This window comes from Paenibacillus sp. FSL H8-0079, assembly GCF_037991315.1.
Classification (GTDB): domain Bacteria; phylum Bacillota; class Bacilli; order Paenibacillales; family Paenibacillaceae; genus Paenibacillus.
Genome location: NZ_CP150300.1, coordinates 6,181,921 through 6,200,673, shown reverse-complemented (window position 1 = coordinate 6,200,673; position 18,753 = coordinate 6,181,921). Strand labels below are relative to the sequence as shown.

General features: G+C 47.1%; 18 protein-coding genes. 7 read left to right on the top strand and 11 right to left on the bottom strand.

Features of this window, described 5'->3' with window-relative positions:
* The first annotated feature begins 5 nt into the window (after nucleotides 1-5).
* From MHI06_RS27650 to MHI06_RS27635, 4 genes are read left to right on the top strand one after another with little or no spacing between them, the layout of a single operon-like run.
* Nucleotides 6-1,115: an ABC transporter ATP-binding protein gene (locus MHI06_RS27650; RefSeq protein ID WP_036612848.1), complete on the top strand. Its 1,110-nt coding sequence runs from the start codon at nucleotides 6-8 to the stop codon at nucleotides 1,113-1,115.
* Nucleotides 1,105-1,938, top strand: a complete 834-nt coding sequence (locus tag MHI06_RS27645) for an ABC transporter permease (protein WP_017691799.1) — start codon at nucleotides 1,105-1,107, stop codon at nucleotides 1,936-1,938. Before MHI06_RS27650 ends, MHI06_RS27645 begins: the two co-directional genes overlap by 11 nt.
* Nucleotides 1,913-2,722 carry an ABC transporter permease gene (locus MHI06_RS27640; protein WP_169479878.1) on the top strand — a complete coding sequence of 270 codons (810 nt, stop codon included), beginning with the start codon at nucleotides 1,913-1,915 and terminating at the stop codon, nucleotides 2,720-2,722. Before MHI06_RS27645 ends, MHI06_RS27640 begins: the two co-directional genes overlap by 26 nt.
* A complete protein-coding gene (locus MHI06_RS27635; protein ID WP_340399733.1) occupies nucleotides 2,719-3,792 on the top strand; it encodes an ABC transporter substrate-binding protein in 1,074 nt (357 codons plus the stop codon). The genes MHI06_RS27640 and MHI06_RS27635 overlap by 4 nt, the downstream gene beginning before the upstream one ends.
* A gap of 336 nt (nucleotides 3,793-4,128) precedes the next feature.
* Here MHI06_RS27635 and MHI06_RS27630 read toward each other — a convergent pair whose 3' ends face one another.
* From MHI06_RS27630 to MHI06_RS27605, 6 genes are all read right to left on the bottom strand, one after another.
* On the bottom strand, nucleotides 4,129-4,629 hold the full coding sequence (locus MHI06_RS27630) for a hypothetical protein (RefSeq protein WP_017691802.1): 501 nt from the start codon (nucleotides 4,627-4,629) through the stop codon (nucleotides 4,129-4,131).
* A gap of 251 nt (nucleotides 4,630-4,880) precedes the next feature.
* Nucleotides 4,881-5,777 carry an Abi family protein gene (locus tag MHI06_RS27625; protein ID WP_340399732.1) on the bottom strand — a complete coding sequence of 299 codons (897 nt, stop codon included), beginning with the start codon at nucleotides 5,775-5,777 and terminating at the stop codon, nucleotides 4,881-4,883.
* Between the two features lie 172 nt (nucleotides 5,778-5,949).
* Nucleotides 5,950-6,951: a cation diffusion facilitator family transporter gene (locus tag MHI06_RS27620; RefSeq protein ID WP_340399731.1), complete on the bottom strand. Its 1,002-nt coding sequence runs from the start codon at nucleotides 6,949-6,951 to the stop codon at nucleotides 5,950-5,952.
* Between the two features lie 144 nt (nucleotides 6,952-7,095).
* On the bottom strand, nucleotides 7,096-7,692 hold the full coding sequence (locus MHI06_RS27615) for an SMI1/KNR4 family protein (RefSeq protein WP_340399730.1): 597 nt from the start codon (nucleotides 7,690-7,692) through the stop codon (nucleotides 7,096-7,098).
* 528 nt (nucleotides 7,693-8,220) lie between these two features.
* Nucleotides 8,221-8,991, bottom strand: a complete 771-nt coding sequence (locus MHI06_RS27610; protein ID WP_340399729.1) for a class III extradiol ring-cleavage dioxygenase — start codon at nucleotides 8,989-8,991, stop codon at nucleotides 8,221-8,223.
* Nucleotides 8,991-9,665, bottom strand: coding sequence for an alpha/beta hydrolase-fold protein (locus tag MHI06_RS27605; RefSeq protein ID WP_340399728.1), 675 nt, complete (start codon nucleotides 9,663-9,665; stop codon nucleotides 8,991-8,993). The genes MHI06_RS27610 and MHI06_RS27605 overlap by 1 nt, the downstream gene beginning before the upstream one ends.
* A 227-nt stretch (nucleotides 9,666-9,892) precedes the next feature.
* Here MHI06_RS27605 and MHI06_RS27600 point away from each other — a divergent pair, with 227 nt between their 5' ends.
* Entirely contained in the window at nucleotides 9,893-10,258 is a 366-nt protein-coding gene (locus MHI06_RS27600) for a glyoxalase superfamily protein (RefSeq protein WP_340399727.1), read from the top strand.
* 66 nt (nucleotides 10,259-10,324) lie between these two features.
* Nucleotides 10,325-10,864 carry a cupin domain-containing protein gene (locus MHI06_RS27595; RefSeq protein WP_340014814.1) on the top strand — a complete coding sequence of 180 codons (540 nt, stop codon included), beginning with the start codon at nucleotides 10,325-10,327 and terminating at the stop codon, nucleotides 10,862-10,864.
* 133 nt (nucleotides 10,865-10,997) lie between these two features.
* On the opposite strand, the gene MHI06_RS27590 is transcribed toward MHI06_RS27595, so the two are convergent.
* The 5 genes from MHI06_RS27590 to MHI06_RS27570 form a co-directional block, all read right to left on the bottom strand.
* The gene (locus MHI06_RS27590) at nucleotides 10,998-11,717 is read right to left on the bottom strand and encodes a 3-ketoacyl-ACP reductase (protein ID WP_036612827.1); all 720 of its coding nucleotides are present in this window, start codon (nucleotides 11,715-11,717) and stop codon (nucleotides 10,998-11,000) included.
* A 125-nt stretch (nucleotides 11,718-11,842) separates the two neighbouring features.
* A complete protein-coding gene (locus MHI06_RS27585; protein WP_340399726.1) occupies nucleotides 11,843-12,742 on the bottom strand; it encodes a DUF4097 family beta strand repeat-containing protein in 900 nt (299 codons plus the stop codon).
* Nucleotides 12,739-13,332: a DUF1700 domain-containing protein gene (locus MHI06_RS27580; RefSeq protein ID WP_340399725.1), complete on the bottom strand. Its 594-nt coding sequence runs from the start codon at nucleotides 13,330-13,332 to the stop codon at nucleotides 12,739-12,741. The genes MHI06_RS27585 and MHI06_RS27580 overlap by 4 nt, the downstream gene beginning before the upstream one ends.
* Nucleotides 13,325-13,654: a PadR family transcriptional regulator gene (locus MHI06_RS27575; RefSeq protein ID WP_169479869.1), complete on the bottom strand. Its 330-nt coding sequence runs from the start codon at nucleotides 13,652-13,654 to the stop codon at nucleotides 13,325-13,327. The genes MHI06_RS27580 and MHI06_RS27575 overlap by 8 nt, the downstream gene beginning before the upstream one ends.
* Before the next feature lie 296 nt (nucleotides 13,655-13,950).
* Nucleotides 13,951-15,495, bottom strand: a complete 1,545-nt coding sequence (locus MHI06_RS27570; protein WP_340399724.1) for an FAD-dependent oxidoreductase — start codon at nucleotides 15,493-15,495, stop codon at nucleotides 13,951-13,953.
* Between the two features lie 368 nt (nucleotides 15,496-15,863).
* On the opposite strand from MHI06_RS27570, the gene MHI06_RS27565 reads away from it, so the two are divergent.
* Nucleotides 15,864-18,686 carry a glycoside hydrolase family 3 C-terminal domain-containing protein gene (locus tag MHI06_RS27565; protein WP_340399723.1) on the top strand — a complete coding sequence of 941 codons (2,823 nt, stop codon included), beginning with the start codon at nucleotides 15,864-15,866 and terminating at the stop codon, nucleotides 18,684-18,686.
* Nucleotides 18,687-18,753: the final 67 nt, after the last annotated feature.

The window sequence follows — 18,753 nt, the reverse complement described above, 5'->3', positions numbered from 1 at the left end:
GAAGCATGTCAGAACAACAACCGATTATCCGCTTCGAAGCGGTGACTCAGCAATACGATCAGGATGAAGCCGTATTGAAGGCGGTCAGCTTTGAGATTGAGCGGGGTAAATTTTATACGCTTCTTGGCCCATCGGGCTGCGGGAAAACAACGATATTGCGGCTGATTGCCGGCTTTGCGGAGCCGACACAGGGCAGTATTTATTTTAACGGTGCGCTTATCAACCGGGTGCCTGCCCACCAGCGGCAGGTGAATACCGTATTTCAGGATTACGCGTTATTTCCACATTTGAATGTATTTGAGAACGTGGCTTTTGGTTTGCGGATCAAAAAGATGAAAACGGCTGAAATTCGCAGCAAAGTGTTGGAAGCCCTCAAATTCGTCAATCTATCCGGTTATGAAAACCGTGAAATCGGCGAAATGTCCGGCGGACAACGACAACGTGTTGCGATTGCACGAGCCATTGTGAACGAGCCTGAAATTCTGCTGCTGGACGAGCCGCTCTCGGCACTCGATCTGAAGCTGCGGACCGAAATGCAGTATGAGCTGCGGGAGCTGCAACAGCGACTGGGCATCACGTTTATCTTTGTTACGCATGATCAGGAAGAGGCCTTGGCGATGTCGGACGAGATATTTGTCCTGAATGGCGGTGTGATTCAACAGAGTGGTACACCGAATGATATCTATGATGAACCGATTAACCGTTTTGTGGCAGACTTTATTGGGGAATCGAACATTGTATCGGGCAAAATGAAGCAGGACTTTGTGGTGGAATTCGCTGGCGCACAGCACGAGTGTGTCGATCAGGGTCTCCAGCGGGACGAGCCGGTAGAGATTGTCATTCGCCCAGAGGATCTGGAGATTACAACCGAAGACCAAGGCAAGCTCAAGGTTAATGTGGACTCCCAGTTATTCCGCGGGGTGCATTACGAGATATCCACGTACGACGATGCGGGCAATGAGTGGCTTGTTCATTCAACCAAGAAAGCCGTTGTCGGCGCGCGGATTGGACTGTATTTTGACCCGGAAGCTGTACACGTCATGCGCTTTAACGAGACCGAGGAAGAGTTCGACAAACGACTCGAAGCCTACCAAGAGGCCGCTCATGCAGACTAAGGCCAGCACACGCAATGCGTATCTGATTCCATATGTATTATGGATGGTGTTGTTTGTTGTGGCGCCGGTTCTGCTGGTCATCTATTATTCATTCTTCGATGTAGAGGGCAACTTTACGTTTGGCAACTACGCCCGGTTCTTCACACCGGTGTACTTACAGATGACGCTCAGTTCGTTCTGGTATGCATTTCTGATTACGGCGTTCTCGCTGCTAATCTCCTACCCGACAGCGTATATGCTGACCCGGACGAAGCACAAGCAGCTATGGTTGCTGCTGATCATTCTGCCAAGCTGGATCAATCTCTTGTTAAAAGCGTACGCCTTCATCGGCCTGTTCGGAACGTACGGCCTGACCAACTCTCTACTTGAAGTCGTGGGTATTGGTACACAGCAGATTTTGTTCACCGACTTCAGCTTTATCTTTGTCTCGGTGTACATCTTCATTCCATTCATGATTCTGCCGATCTTCAATGCGTTGGAAGAGATGAATCCATCGTTAATCTACGCGGCGCGGGATCTGGGGGCCTCGTCGTGGCTGACTTTCCGCCGGGTTATCTTTCCACTGACCATTAGTGGAGTAAAATCAGGCTGTCAGGCTGTATTTATTCCTGCGCTGTCTCTGTTCATGATTACCCGCCTCATTGCGGGGAACCGTGTAATTACGCTGGGAACAGCGATTGAACAGCATTTTCTCGTCACCCAGGACTGGGGGATGGGTTCAACGATTGCCGTCTTTTTGATTATTGCGATGGCGATTATTATGTTCCTGACTGGATCAGGCAAGAAGGAGGTGCGTAATGGGAAGAAACGGAAAGCTGTCTAACGTCTACCTAGCCGTTGTATTCGCCATACTGTACGCACCGATTGCGTACCTGATCTTCTATTCCTTCAATAGTGGCGGCCATATGCGCAGCTTCGAAGGATTCACGCTCGAATGGTACAGAGAGGTGTTCGCCGATACACGGCTGCTCATCATCGTGCTGAATACATTTATCATTGCGCTGCTGTCATCAGCGATCTCGACAATCCTTGGTGTTGCAGGAGCACTGGCAATCTACCATGTGCGTCGCAAACGGACCAAAAATACGTTGTTGTCACTCAATAACGTGCTCATCGTGAGTCCCGATGTCATCATTGGTGCATCATTCCTGATTCTGTTCACCATGATTGGCATCAAACTGGGCTTCATTTCGGTCCTGCTGTCTCATATCGCATTCAGTGTACCGATCGTTGTAATCATGGTACTGCCAAAGCTGCAGGAAATGAGCCCAACACTGATGGATGCAGCGCGCGATCTGGGCGCTGGTTCATGGCAGATTCTGACGCGCGTGGTGTTGCCATACGTGAAACCGGGTATTTTTGCTGGATTCTTCATGGCATTGACGTACTCGCTCGATGATTTTGCAGTAACATTCTTCGTCACGGGTAATGGGTACTCTACACTCTCTGTAGAAATATACTCCAGAGCAAGGCAGGGTGTATCGTTGTCAATCAACGCGCTATCAACCCTCTTGTTCCTGCTCACGGTGCTGCTGGTAGTCGGATATTACTTCATTAACCGCCGTGCAACACGGATACCACCCGGAGGAAAGGGGCTGCGTCCATGAAGCAACTGGTACGGACATTTGCAATTGTTTTTGTGGCCGCCTTTGCCTTAATGATTCTGGCTTCGTATCTGAACAAGAGTCAGGGGTATTCTGGCGGCAACACGCTGACCATCTATAACTGGGGCGATTATATCGACCCGGATCTGCTTAAGGAGTTTGAAGACGAGACCGGCATTAAGGTCATCTATCAGACGTTTGACTCCAATGAAGCAATGTTGACCAAGATCGAGCAGGGGGGCACCACGTTTGATGTGGCGATTCCTTCCGAATATGCGATTAGCAAAATGAAAGAAGAAGACCTGCTCGTTCCACTCGATCATAGCAAATTAACTCATCTGGACAACATTGATCCGCGATTCATGGACTTGTCCTTTGATGAAGGCAACAAGTACTCTATCCCTTATTTCTGGGGAACGGTGGGGGTTGTGTACAATCCCGAACTGGTGGATGGGTTGACGTTTGATAGCTGGAATGACCTGTGGGACACACGTCTGAAAAATCAAATCTTGCTCCTTGACGGTGCACGTGAAGTCATTGGTATGGGGCTCAACAGTCTCGGCTATTCCCTGAACGATACCAACGAAGACCATCTGCAAGAAGCACTGAAGAAGCTGTCGACATTGACACCGAACGTCAGAGCAATTGTCGGAGACGAGATCAAGATGCTGCTCGCGAATGAGGAAGCAGCGGTTGGACTCGTGTGGTCCGGGGATGCATCCGAGATTATGGATGAGAACGAAAAGTTGGATTACATGGTGCCTGAAGAAGGCTCAAACCTCTGGTTCGATAACATGGTTATTCCGAAGACGGCAAGTAATATTGAAGGGGCACACCAGTTTATCAACTTCATGCTGGACCCGGATCATGCCGCTCGCAATGCGGAATATGTAGGTTATTCCACTCCGAATTCGGAGGCACTTAAGTTACTGCCAGAGGACATCTCCGAGGATGAACGCTTCTATCCAGACGAGACACTGACAGGTAAGCTGGAGGTCTACGATAATCTGGGTAAAAAAATGCTCTCGCATTATAACGACCTGTTCCTGGAGTTTAAAATGCACAGTAAATAACCACCAATAACGTGTGCACAGTTCGTTAGATTTGCAAAAAAGACAAAAAGGGTTGCTGCTCGTCATTTCACTTGAATGACGAGCAGCAACCCTTTTCTATTACTTACTTCAAAGCAATAGCGCTTGAAGTGCCATATAAGATGAACATTTAAGATCACACGTTAACGGAGCGGGCAGAAATAAGCTATAGAAGCGGAGCGTTCGCCTTTATCACCGGATTTTCCCATTGTAAAAGGGGAATAAAAAAAATCCGGGGATAACAGCGATCGAAAGATTATTCTGCACGCGGAGTGGCTCAGTGTGACCCCGCATCCTATTCATCTTATATGAATGACACTACATGCGCTTTTTGCGACCCACCATGATCCAAGCCCCACCCATAATCAGCACAATCGCCACAAACGGTTGGATAAAGCTCAAGCTGCTCAGCATCGTACCAATCGACATCACGGCGAAGAACAGCAATGATATCACCGTCAGAATGTTGATGGGGATCAGCAACCATTTGTTCCGACCACCGAACCAATACAATTCAAACAAACCAACAGCAACAGCCAGAATGAAGCCCGGCCACATCGTACCCCAGTTGTTAAACAGCATCGCGATCTGACACACAATACCAACGGTGAGCAGCAACCCACCGGGAACCAGCAGTCCAACCCCTCTGCCAATCATGGAGAAGTACAGCCAGTGGAAGAACAGTCCGAGTGGAATCACGAATAACGTGGGCCAGAAGGTCGCAAAGATCGTACCCGGACCGAGTGAACCTCCCTGGTTTAGAATCAGGTACACGCCCAGCAAAATGAGAACAGGCGCAAGGATCGTACGTTTAGCCATAATATCTCTCCTTCTTAATAAAACATCAATTTCCGAACGGTTGTATGTAGAACCATTACTTTCGTTATTCACAGCATACCATGAACTGGAAAAGTCTATCCTCCGTCTTTGGAGTTAAAGTGAACCTAGACCAAAGTCTAGGTTCGAAAGATGCTCAGCTGTTTTTTCGTGCAGACAATCCGTGCCAAACGGTGGTGAACAAGTTACACAGAACAATGTGATTTAGACTTGCATGTTGCAAGACAGAATTATCATTGCTTTCGTAGCAGATGCTCCCAGTTTGTAGGGAATCCCAAAAGGGATATATCAACTATAGTGTAAGCTTCGATTAATGAGGATAGCTCAGTCACCCAACTATCCCAGATTGTTCTATCCTTTATCAGGTACTTCGCATTGTAGATAGCTCCAAAAAGAAAGGCTTTGTCTAAGCCTAATAATTCATCATTTCGTGTGTATCTTATGGTAACAGGGATTCTATAATTAAAAAGTCTGCTGTAGTGAGCACATCTATTCCTAAAAACAGTTAAGACGTGGAACCAGTTCTCGAGTTCCCTATAACTTATGTTTCGAGAAGGGTAGTATTCTCGATCAATAGATTTCTTGTCAGACGTTTTTAAATTTTTATAGAGTGAGGACATCATAGAAATTGTACTGACTTCAAAGGCTGCCCAGATAGGATATCTATCTTGGTAATTCTCTCTATGATGAGCAATAAGCACTTCTTTGTGCTGTTTTTGAATGCATTTTCGCAAATCCTCCATAAAGCGTTGGTGAAATTGAATTTTAGAAAAATTAGCGGCATTCGTATATCCAAGAGCACCATACTTGTGGGCGAGCTTGTATGAAATTTGTGATCTTAAGGCAATCTCGATGTACTCGACAATCTTCATAAAGTGATTTCTAAGGGCTGCATCAAACAAATAATGCTTATACACTTTGTTGAAAGTCGTTCCTTCAATGTAGTTGTCCGAAGTATCCTGTTTAAAAGTTAAGGCATATGCAGTAAACCTGTAATAATGAATGCGTTTCAGGATTGTAATCGCTTCTACTTCATTTTCAATTGTCATTTTTCGGTTTCTAAACTTTTCGAGCTGTTCTTCATATGTAGTAGGCGCTTTCATTTCGCGTAGCTGAATCTCATCTGGCAAGGAAAATACCCCCATAACGCAAAAATGTCTCGCCCTGTTCCACATGCATAAGCAGAGGTGCGGGCGAGATCTGTTATTAATAATATACGATTCGTTGACTGTTTAGTCAACAGTTAAACTTAAATTGAGCAACTACTGAATGGTAAAGCTGAGTCATCAAAAGAGAAGCTCGTTATTTCACCACGTCCGAATGTTTCTTGCCCCAGCTGTTCACGCCGTCATCCTCAATAATGGAGATGGCTGCGTCGGCGATGTCGGGATCGGTCATCAACTTCTCCTGAATACGGAACTTGATGTCATCTGCATCGGCAAGGCTGAGTCCTTTGGTCAGTTCAATCAGACCTTCCACATGATAATAGCGGCCTTCCTGGATGATACGCATCATCTGAATATCGGCAACGTGCGTGTCTGCGAGAATGGTTTGGGACACTTTGTCCTCAATATCCTGCGGAGCCGCAACACCGATCAATCCGATCATATTATCGTAACCGACACGGAAAGCTACAGCGATCATCAGACATCCAATAATCGTCGTCACAATGCCATCAAGCAATGCAAAATTGGTCAAGGCAATGACCACGACAGAGATCAGTGCAAGCAGGGCACCAAGTACAGCGACAACATCTTCGTAGAATACGAGACGTGTTGGTGGTGCAGCACGGCCTACATTCTTGATGGCAGCAGGTACCAGGGCAAATCCGGTGGCTTTGGGTGCGCGTGCTTCTTTGAGAATTTCCTTCATGGCTTTGATCAGAATGGCCCCGTCGATCAGAATGTTCAAGATGAGCACACCAATGTTAATCCAGAGCCCACCGGAATGACCGGCAGGATGTTGGAGCAGGTGAATCCCCTCATGAATCGTCTCATAGGCCATAATTGTCACGACAATAACGGCGATCATGCAGAAAATGTTAATGACCCGTCCGAATCCGGTCGGGAAGCGGCGTGTAGGTTTTTTCTCGGACAACACACTTCCGACAAATACAAACCCTTGGTTAATAGCATCAGCGAGTGAATGCATCGCCGAAGCGAACATGGCACCACTGCCACTGAATAGGAAGGCTCCCCCTTTGCACACAGCAAGTACAGCATTACCTGCCATCGCTACGGCGGAGGATGTGTTTCCTTTTTTGACGAGAGACATAAAGCTCTCAGACTTCGGTTGTTCAGCCACTTCGTATGTTCCTCCCAGATCAATGTATTAGGTGTAGAAAAGGCAGTCTTATCTATACAGCATGTGCATTTCCACTAAATGTTATTATAACCGCTTTGACATATCCCAGCATTATGCAAAAAAGGTCATATCACCATGTGCAACTCAGTACTCGATAGCCTCCAAGGCACGTAAATTCCGATTGGACTGTTCCAATAGTTCGGTAAACGTCCCAGCGACATAATATACAAAATCCGGATCATGTACGTACATAATAATCTGTCCAACCGTTCCTTGCTCTGTCGGATCAAAGTCGAACATCAGATACAGTGAGCCACCTCCAAGCATGCCAAACGTGATCCATTTCTTTTGAAAAAGGTAGGGTTTGATTCGGGGATCAAGCTCACGGATCTCTTCCTCGGTATAATAATCATCCAGGCGGTTCTCCACCAGCGTGGACTGTTCCTTTTGAATCTTTTCCAGGGATAACAGGTAAAATGGCTCGGATTCTCGTCCTTCCTCAAGGCTTGGATACAAGACGTGAAAGCCATAACCACTCCCATTTTTACATTTATAGAATGCACGAAAATCAGCAGGTAATCGAATACCATGTTCACGCTCGAATGCGTCAAGCTGCTCATCCGTCACGCCATCAAACTCGCGATATGCCTCTAAGAGCTCTCGGTTTTCCTCATCTTGTACCTTTTCCTCTAGCAAAACATCCAGTTCATCCATCAATTCAGATATACGTTGTTCCGGCATCTAAATCCCCTCCGTATGAGCTATTCAAATAATAGGGTGAGTGATATGCGAGCGGTCTGTGCCTGATTTCACCTCATATTATAGTTATAATCCGGAAAAGCACACAAGAAACCGGAGTCCTTGCTTTCATACTACAATGGTCTCATTATTCAAAGGTGGTTGTTGCATATCAGCACACCTGTCTCCATTCCAATCGATTATGTACAACCATCATGAAAGTCACTCCTAACAACAAATAAGCGTGGGTTACAGGGGTGATCCCTGTAACCCACGCTACATTTTTTATCTACTATATAAGTAGTACTAATCTTTTACACGAAAACGTAGAGGGCAGAAATAACCTGAAGAAGCGAAGTGTTCGCCTAAAAGCTTTCTGCAAGAAAGCTACATCGGAAGCATAAGCTTATCCCCAGATTTTCACCTTTATATAAAGTAAATAAAAAAATTTGGGGATAACAGCGATCGGAAGGTTGTTCTGTCATCGGAGTAGCGAGTGTAAATACTTTAGTTCGTTTTATATAGTTCTCTTTAATCAAACTTCCAGCAGGACAGACTAAGGTTGCCATACTGATAGGCTTTGAACAGGAGCGATGCTCGCTTGTTCTGATCTCCCGCACCCATGGCGAGCAACAGCGGTACAAAATGCTCCGGCGTAGGCACGGCAGCTTGAGCTGAAGGTGCCAACTTGTCGAAGGCGAAGAGAGACTCCGTATCCCAGCTCACCAGCTTGTCATGCAGCCAGTTATCAAACTCTGATGCCCACGGGTCAACACCGTTACTTTCCCAGTTCAATCGACGTAGATTGTGGACGGTTCCACCGCTGCCAATGACGAGAATGTCTTGCTCACGCAAGGAAGCGAGTGCTTGTCCAACCTGATATTGCTGCTCACCTGTCAGATATCGATTCACGGACAAGGCAATTACGGGAATATCCGCATCTGGATAGAGCAGGCGTAGAACAACCCAAGCGCCGTGATCCAGGCCACGAACATCATCCGTTTGTACCGGAATCCCAGCTCCCGCGAATAGACGCTCCACCTCGGCTGTAGTCTCTGCATGTCCTTGAGCGGGGTATTTAATCTGGTACAATTCAGGCTGGAAACCGCCAAAATCATAGATGGTTTCGTAATTGGCTACCGAGGATACAAGCTGAGTTGTGGATTCCCAGTGAGCAGAGAACAATACAATTGCTTTGGGTTTCGGCAGTTCTTGTCCGAGTTTCTGTAGAAATTCGGTGTACACATTCTCCTCCAGTGCCAGTGATGGGGCACCGTGAGCAATAAACAGGGATGGCATCATTATGAATTCAGTCCTTTCGAGTCTTCGTTAATCAGGTTCGCATCCGTCCGAAGCCAATGTTGGAATTGTTGATATAGATCAGGGGTCACCTGGTGCCCACCGTTGTATGGTACATATGTGACGTGAGTGGTATGTTGACGGAAGAAATCGGCGTTATCTTCGCCCAGTTGGAGCGGGAATAGATGGTCCTGATCTCCATGTGAGATGAACACAGACAGCTCCGAATCGGGTTGCAGCTTGTACTCGTCTTTCACAAATTGCGGGATGTATCCACTCATGGCTACGATGCCTTTAATTGCATCTCCCATGATCAGCGATAGGGTCATCGCCATAATGGCGCCTTGGCTGAATCCGGCGATATAACGCCGCGTGGGATCAATCGCATATTTGGCGGACAGATCAACAATTAGCTGTTGCAGTCCCAACACGGAGGCATCATACAATTCACGGATAGGGTTGCCAATGCTTTTGATCTGAAAATAAGCATAACCACTACCCTGAACGATAGGTCCACGGATGGCGACGATAATAAAATCCGACTGAAGGGGCTCCATCAAACGAAGCATATCTTGCTCATCTGATCCCATACCATGTAAGGCGAAGATTACGGGATAACGCTGATCTGAATTGTAATGGGACGGTAATCGGACTTCATGTATATAAGGAGAATTCATTGAAAACACCACCTGATGAGGATTGAGTTAATATATCGCTTTGATGATAAAGTTCACTAATATGAAATAAATATTCTTATTTATGAACAAAATTTATCATGGTTTCATTGTAGGGTCAATACTTTTTTTGTATGATGAATATATGTTCTTTATAAGAAACCTTGAATGGATTTAAAAGAAGTGTCGTTGCGCGTGGTTCATATCTTATTCCCGAGGACGTGATCAGGATGTTAAAGCGTATCGTGCCTATTCTGAGAATATTTGATGAAAATAAAGCTAGAGAGTTTTACCTTGAATACCTGGGTTTCCAATTGGATTGGGAACATCGATTTGAGCAAGATATGCCCTTATACATGCAGGTTTCGCTCGATTCCATCGTGATTCATCTGTCCGAACATCATGGAGATTGTACACCTGGAGCTGCCTTGCGCGTGGAAACAGATAACTTGGATGCATTCCATGGTGCACTTCGTCAGAAAGAGTACAAACATGCGAGACCCGGTATCGAAGAGACACCGTGGAATTCAAGAGAAATGACCGTGACGGATCCGTTTGGCAACCGGATTATATTTGTTGAGGCAAGCGCCGAATAAATAACCTGAAGAAGTTACGCGTACGACTGGTGTCTTATATAGATCAATAGAAGGGAGGGACGCGATATGGATATTGGTTTGGCTATTCGTACGATCCGCAAACAGAAACAGATTACGATCATGCAGATGTGCGAGGGAACGGGGTTGTCCAAAGGTTTTATCAGCAACGTGGAAAATAACAAAACGTCACCTTCCATTGCTACGCTTGAAAGTATTGCGGATTATCTGGAAGTTCCACTTCCCTATTTGCTGCTGACACCGGAGCAACGGATGAACGTGGTGCGTAAGAACGAGCGCAAGGAAACGACGGCTGGAAGTGGACAGATTAAAGTGCAGCAGCTTACCGCTAAAGGTGCAATGCGCATGTCCATTGTGGAGTTACCGCCAGGCGCATCGACCGGGGTTAGCAAACATGCCGGGGAGGAAAGTCATCTGGTGTTGCAGGGCAAGATTCGTGCGGAGCAATGCGAAGATGTGGAAATTCTTGAAGCGGGGGATTCGTTTACCTGGAATGCAGTTGTGCCCCATGAAGTGACCAACATCGGTGAGGAACCTGCGGTGGTGCTCATCGCTGTGTCCAAAGAATTGGGTTTGGATCATTTATAGAATAAAAAAAGGACGGCTCCCAAGTCATGAACATGCAAACCTGCATACATGTACAATGGGAAACGTCCTTTTATATTTCTAACGAACAATAGGGTGCGAGAAGTTCGTTAGAAAAGACAGAGGGAGACTCTGCCTATTGCGGATTGGTCGTCCAGATGCCTGCTGTTTTAACAAAGACACGGTCGGACAGCTTGAGCGTTGCGAGTGCAAGTTCTGCTACATCTTCCGCTTGCATCATGCGATCTTCGTCGCCAATTTTCAGTCCGGCATTGGTCGCAAGCTCCGTATTGACTGTGCTTGGTGTCAGTGCTGTTACACGAATGTTGGACTTGCGCACTTCCTGCATCAGGGATTCGGTCATGCCGAGTAGCGCAAACTTGGATGCGCAGTAAGCTGAACCTGTAGCGAATCCGCGCTCACCTGCAGTGGAAGCAATATTGATAATACTGCCGCTACTTTCCTTGATCATGCTCGGAAGGACAGCGCGTGTAACGTAATATGTACCCATAACGTTAACATGCAGGATGCGCTCCCACTCTTCCGGCTCCATCTCCATGAACGTCCCGAACTTTCCGATCCCCGCATTATTGATAAGGATATCCACCGCACCGAGTTCCATCTCGATGGCTGCTACAGCGGCTTCCGCCTGCGTGCGATCCGAGATATCTGCTACAGCACTGGTTACTTTCACACCGTATTCTTGACTCAGAGACTGTTGCAGAGCCTGAAGATCGGAAGCGGTACGTGCAATAAGCCCGAGGTGTACACCTTCTTTGGCAAGTGCTTCAGCGATCGCACGGCCGATACCTTTACCGGCACCTGTGATGATAGCTGTTTTATTTTTAAGTTCCATGTGGGTAATTCCTCCTTAGAAATGGACTAGGGCGTGTCTAAAATCTGCACTTCAGCGAGTTTTGAGACACGTCCTAGCATTCAATTATACTATTATTACCCACAGTTCGGAAATTGGCTTCATCACTATTTGGTAATCTCGATGCTGCCAGAAGAAGTACGGGCCTTGATCACTTCCCGGCTTACCATTGGCGATTCAGGTACATCTACACTTCCGGAAGTAGCCTTAGCATCATAGATTCCGTCAAAATCAGGTGCAGCTTGAATGAAAATATCTCCTGATGTTCCAGACGCATTAATTGGGGCGGAATGGGACTGTTCAATATGAATGCTACCCGAGGTGAATTGAACATCGGCCGCACCATTCAATTCAGTGATCTCAATATCTCCTGATTTAATTTCACTGTTTACTTGACCGACTATCTGATCAGCAGTGAAGCTTCCGGATGTCTGTTTCACGGTCATGTCTCCATTAATCATGGAAGCGTTAATGTCACCCGAAGTTAGAGCCAATTCAATATTGGGCGCCTTGATGTTTTCCAGACGAATGGAACCTGAGGTGTTGTTCAGCTCAAGCTGATTGGCATTCAGACCTGTCAGATCCCAGTCACTTGAAGATGAATCCAGCTTAACCTCATTTAACTGGTGTCCTTCAGGCAGGGCAACCGTTATTGTGGAGTCTTGATCATTCCAATACAGGGTAAAGAATTGCAATCGTTGACGTTCTGTCTGAGACAGTTGGAATGTGCCGTTGGATAAGGTGGCTTGTTCGAAGCTTTTGACTACGGCAGGGTCCCATTTGCCATCCACTTCGATATAACCATTCGAATCCGGGCTTACGACAAATTCAATATCCGCACTGAAATTAGCATTCATGATCATGTTCTGCAATTCATCCGCTTTGAAATCCCATCGTTTGGAGTAATGCTCCCGTTCATCTCCGAACTGAACCCCATAGATGGATGTCCCAAGCAAACCTATTCCGATACATATCACGGCCAAAGCAAGCCATTTCTTGGTACTCATGCAGAAACATCCCCTTTCATCGTGTTTTTATTCCATCTAATATATTGAAGAGTGACGATTTTAAAGGCTTTAAAAACGTACTTGGATGCAATGGCAAAACAAATGCCGACACCGAATGCGCCAATTGCAACGAAGATCTCTGCTTTATCGAGTTGGCTCAGGAATACGAAATCCACAACCGCTGCCACAGGAGCCAACACCAGCAAGGAAAGGCTGGCAATAACAAGCCATACCGACCACATCATGAGACCAAGAGGGATACCAAGGATCAAATTCAGGAACAACAGGCCTATGGCTGTGAAGAAGTTGCGAGTGGCTCTGGTGCTGTTTCTGGGAGATCGCATGTCGCGATACGTCGGTGCATAGAACGCATCCGAACCCGGGGTATGCACGTCATATCGATCACCGAGTGCTTCCTTGGCGATCTCTTCCGGCTGTCCGAGTTCCCGAGCGATCTCTTCTTCCAGTCTGCCTTCTCGTAGTCCAAGCTCGAAATGTTGATCATAGTCCGAGAGTAATTCCGCCCGTTCCTGCGGGTCCATCGGCCGTAGATGAACTTCCATGGCCTGCATAAATTGTTGTCTATTCATTAGGAGTTCCTTCCTCAATCAGATTTGCGACATTGCGCACAAAATCATTCCACTCTGTAGTTAGTGCCGTCATGTAGGCGCGACCTGTATCGGACAGTCGGTAATACTTACGTGGCGGTCCTTCAGTTGATTCTTGCAGGTAGGTAGTGCAGTAACCGTCATTCACAAGTCGGCGAAGCAAGGGATACAGTGCACCTTCAGCAACTTCGATATGTTTGGAGACCGCCTGAGCCAGTTCGTAGCCATAACGATCCTGACGGTTAATCAATACCAGGACGCACAGCTCCAATACTCCTTTTTTGAACTGGATGTTCACATTCACACAGGTTCCTCCTCAGTAGCTTCATTTATCGCTAGTGTATATTGTTCAGTAGTAGTGGAATCATCATAGCATTCAGTACTATTTAATGCAAGGTAGTGATTTTAAAATAGTTCCTTATCACGATTGATAGATAATCTATTCGTTTGATGCTGATGAGGAGCTGAAGCCGTCTGTATAACTATAATTCAGCATACGCAAAAACCGGATCGGTTACTTCCGTCTGGAGGCGGATTCCGATCCGGTCTGAGAGATGAACTTTTGGTTCTGCGGTTTACAGATTAATCGCTACACGTCGGTTACTCTTGTGCGTCGAGAACTTTAAGGTCTTCCACAGCAGGGCCCTCAATGACATGGCCTGCATAATCGAAGCGGGAACCATGACATGGACAATCCCATGACCGCTCGCCTTCGTTCCATTCCACTTCGCACCCCAGATGGGTGCACGTTGTATCCACCAGAAACAGTTTGCCACTGGTGTCCTTGTAGGCGCCAGCCCGTTTACCATTATGACGAACGACAGCTCCTTCATCTTCGCCAATATCACTCACCTTTTTGTGCACAATGCCTACTTTACCGGAGATTAATTCCTTGGCTACATTCACATTTTCCACGATAAAATGTTTCATGCCAGGATCGGTTTTGAATCTAGCTGGATCGAATATAGCAGCATGTGGATTATCACGTCCAGTAATGCGATCCGCGAGAAGATGACCTGCCATCGTGCCAGTCGTCATCCCCCATTTGGCAAACCCGGTCGCCACATAGACACGTTCATGTCTTCCGGTAATTGGTCCAATGTAAGGCACCTTGTCAATGGAGATCAGATCCTGAGCTGACCAGCGATATGGAATGTTGCGAATGCCAAATGTCTCCGCTGCGAACTGCTCCAGGCGTTCATAGTGACCGAAGGTGCAGATGCCTTGTCCGGTTTTGTGATTTTCGCCGCCGAAGAGAATAAGTTCTTTTCCGTCATGTAAGACGGTACGCAGGGAGCGGTACGGTGTATCGTCAGAGATGTACATGCCACCCGCATACGATTTCTCCGGCTCGACTAATACGGCGTAGGATCGTTCCGCGTGTAACCGCGTGAAATAGAATCCGGGATCATAGACGGGAAAATGAGAAGCCACGACAACGTGTTCCGCTGTTACGGATGGGCCATCTCCATAAGTTCTGACATGCAGTGAAGCATCTTCCTCTACATCCGTAACTGTTGTATGCTCGTAGATTTGCACCCCGTGTTTCACAGCAGAATCGAGCAAGTAGTGCAGGTAGGCCAGCGGATCAAAACGTGCCTGACCCGGCATGCGAATACCTGCCCTTGCGGGAACTGGAATAGGGAGTGGATCTACCCATTCACCAGGAATATTGAGTTTGCCATAGGCGGTCAGCTCGATTTCCAGTTTTTTAATGTTTTCCTCTGACTGAATGTAGACGTAGGCATCTTCTTCTGCCCACTGGCAATCAATCTGCTTTTCCTTCACCAAATTACGCATCCACTTGGCTGCTTCAGCATTGCCTTCATAGTACATCCGGGCCTGCTCTTGTCCAAAGTGATGCATAATTTCATCAAATATGACGCCGTGCTGTGCAGATACTTTGGCTGTGGTATGTCCGGTCGTGCCATCCAGTACTTTTCCAGCCTCCAGCACGACCACACGCATACCCGTCTGTGCGAGCAGATATGCTGTAGTAATCCCGGCAATACCAGCACCGATAATCGCTACATCGGCAGTGATATCTTCGGTCAGTTTTGGATAGGCATCGAATTCATGCGTCGCACGCCACAGTGATTCCGGGACCGGGGGCAAACCCGTCTTGGGCTGCTGATTGTCGCTCATTTGTCTTCCTCCTTGATCATCTTCAATCGGTTGATTGGCTTGTCGTTCAGCGCACGTCGATGTACTCTTATTCATGATTGCCAGACTATGGCAGGAAAAAACGGTGCTGTTCAGATTTTGCAGGGGAGATGTTCACAATTTCCTGCGCAGAACCTCTATTTTTTTTGCTAAACATGCTATATGATAGGATTATCGAAACCGTTTTAGGTTTAAGGATAAAAACGAAGTTACACAGCAATAAATGCTTATTATAAAAGGATTAATTTATCCATCGGAAGAACGAATTCATCCGAATTAACCCCCGTTTTTTATTCAGATATGTATTCGCTATCATTTAATTAACTACCGATAACCAAAGGAGATTCCATATGACGACCAACCAAACGAAATATCCGTTTCAAGATACAGCAGTAGAGTTAGACACCCGTGTGAAGGACCTTGTATCCCGCCTGACTGAGGATGAAAAAATTGAATCCATGCTGCAATATCAGCCAGCAGTAGAACGCTTGGGTGTGCCTGCATACAAACACGGAACAGAAGCGGCACACGGTCTGGCCTGGCTTGGCGAAGCAACATCCTTCCCACAACCGGTGGGGTTGGCTTGCACATGGGATGCGGATCTGATGAAGGAGATCGGTTCCGTACTCGGAGACGAGGCACGTGTATTTTATAAACGAAATCCGGCAGTGAACGGTCTTACGCTGTGGGCACCTACAGTGGATATGGAACGTGACCCGCGCTGGGGACGGAATGAAGAGGCGTATGGTGAAGACCCGGAACTGACAGCCGAGCTGACAACAGCATTGGTCAAAGGAATTCAGGGCGACCATCCGAAGTATTACAAAGCGGTCGCTACCTTGAAGCATTTCCTCGCCAATAATAACGAAGTGGATCGCGGAAGTGGTTCGTCCAGCATTGATCCGCGCAACATGCGTGAATATTATCTGAAAGCGTTCGAGAAGCCGTTCAAAGAAGGCGGCGCACAGTCCATGATGACTGCGTACAACTCCATTAATGGTACGCCAGCGTTGCTGCATCCTTTTGTGAACGAGATTGTCAAAGACGAATGGGGCATGGATGGTTTCGTTGTCAGTGATGCAGGCGATGTAATGGGTATTAAGAACGATCATAAATACTATGATTCCCATACACCAGGTACGGTAGAGTCTGTTAAAGCCGGAATTGACAGCATCACCGATGATGCTGATCTCTCCAAACAGGCACTGCGTGAAGGATTGGAACAAGGTACACTCACGATGGATGACATCGACAAGGCGTTGTTCAATACGTTCCGTGTGCGTTTCCGTCTGGGCGAGTTCGATCCGGAAGAAGGCAACCCGTACGCTGCTATCGGTGAAGAGTCCATGATGACGGAGAAAGCAAAAGAACTGTCGCTCAGAGCTGCCAGAGAACAAGTAGTGTTGCTCAAAAACGACAAAGGCACGCTCCCGTTGGACAAAACAAAAGCTGGTAAAGTGGCTGTAATTGGTCAATTAGGCGGAACCGTCTATCGTGACTGGTATGCAGGCACCATGCCGTATAACGTATCCCCGCTTGAGGCGATCCGTGGCAAAGTAGGCAACGACAAAGTGGCGTTCAAGGATGGAAATGATCGCATTACGTTAACTTCTGTAGCCAATGGGAAGAAGATTGGACTGGCAGATGGTGAGAAATCACCTGTTATTGCTTCCGGAGAAGCAGAGACGTTTATGGTGTCCGACTGGGGCTTCGGAAGTTATACCTTGCAGGCGGAAAGCAACGGAAAATATCTGACCACAGATGAAGAGACCGTAACGGCTTCTGCAGATGAAGTGTACGGCTGGTTTGTGAAGGAAGTATTCCACCTGTTGCCACAACAGGACGGAAGTGTAGGTCTGACCACATGGAATGGCAAAACGGTGACTGCACCTAATGGTGGAAACGATGCATTCGCAGTGTCCGAAGAACTGAAGTCTTTCGGTGCTACAGAGACATTCAAGCAGGATGTCGTTGTAAATGGACTTGAGGAAGCGGTAGCAGCGGCCAAGGCTGCGGAAACGGCGATTGTCTTTGTCGGTAATAATCCGCTTGTCAATGGTAAAGAAGAGATTGACCGTCCAAGTCTGGATCTCGCTGAATCCCAGCAACGTTTGGTTGAGGCGGTCTATGCCGCGAACCCGAACACGGTAGTTGTCATCGTGGGTAGTTATCCGTTCACATCCAACTGGGTTCAGGAGAACATCCCGGCGGTATTGTATACTTCACACGCAGGACAGGAACTGGGTAATGCAGTAGCTGACGTATTGTATGGCGACTATGCGCCAGCAGGCCGTTTGAACATGACATGGGTACAATCGGCAGATCAACTGACCGACATCAAAGATTACGATATTATTCAATCCGGTCGTACGTATCAATATTTTGAAGGCAATGTACTGTATCCGTTTGGACATGGTCTGACGTATGCAACGTTTAAATACAGTAATTTGGAACTTAGCCCAGCTCAACTGGGTACAGAGGGCAACGTTACGGTAACTGTGGATGTGACTAATACCGGTTCAATCGCCAGTGACGAGGTTGTACAGTTGTATATTCGTGCATTTAAATCCCGGGTGAAACGTCCACTCAAAACGTTAAAAGGATTCCGTCGTCTTCATATCGAAGCCGGAGCTACAGTGAAAGTTACCTTCACCTTGCCTGTGCAGGAACTGGCGATCTGGGATGTAACTCGTGATCGTTATGTCGTGGAAAGTGGAACTTACTCCATCATGGTTGCCAAGTCATCCTCCGATGTTCAACTGGTTGCAGACCTGACGGTAGATGGAGAGACGATCCCTGCTCGTAATCTGGGCGTAGCTACCCGTGCCGAGAATTATGATGCTTATCTGGGTGTTGACCTGGATGAGAGCAAAGAGGGCGGAAGTGCTGTCCGCGTAATTGGAGAGCAAGGATGGATTACCTTTAAGGATGCTGATCTGGGTAGTGGGGCAGCAGCAATTGAAGCTCGTGTCTCCGCAGAACAAGCAGGTGCTGTGTTGGAAGTGCGACTTGGTTCACCGGAGGGTACGCTCGCAGGACGTGTGGAACTTGCGCAAGGTGAAGCCCAGCAGTGGTCTACCGTTAAGGCAGAACTCACGGGTGCATCAGGTGCACAGGATGTATACATTGTGCTGTCCGCAGGTGTACGTATCAGTCACTTCGAGATTCGTTAAGTCAAATAGCTAATGAAAAAGCCTCCGAATACATTCGGAGGCTTAGTTTGTTGTTTAATGACCATTT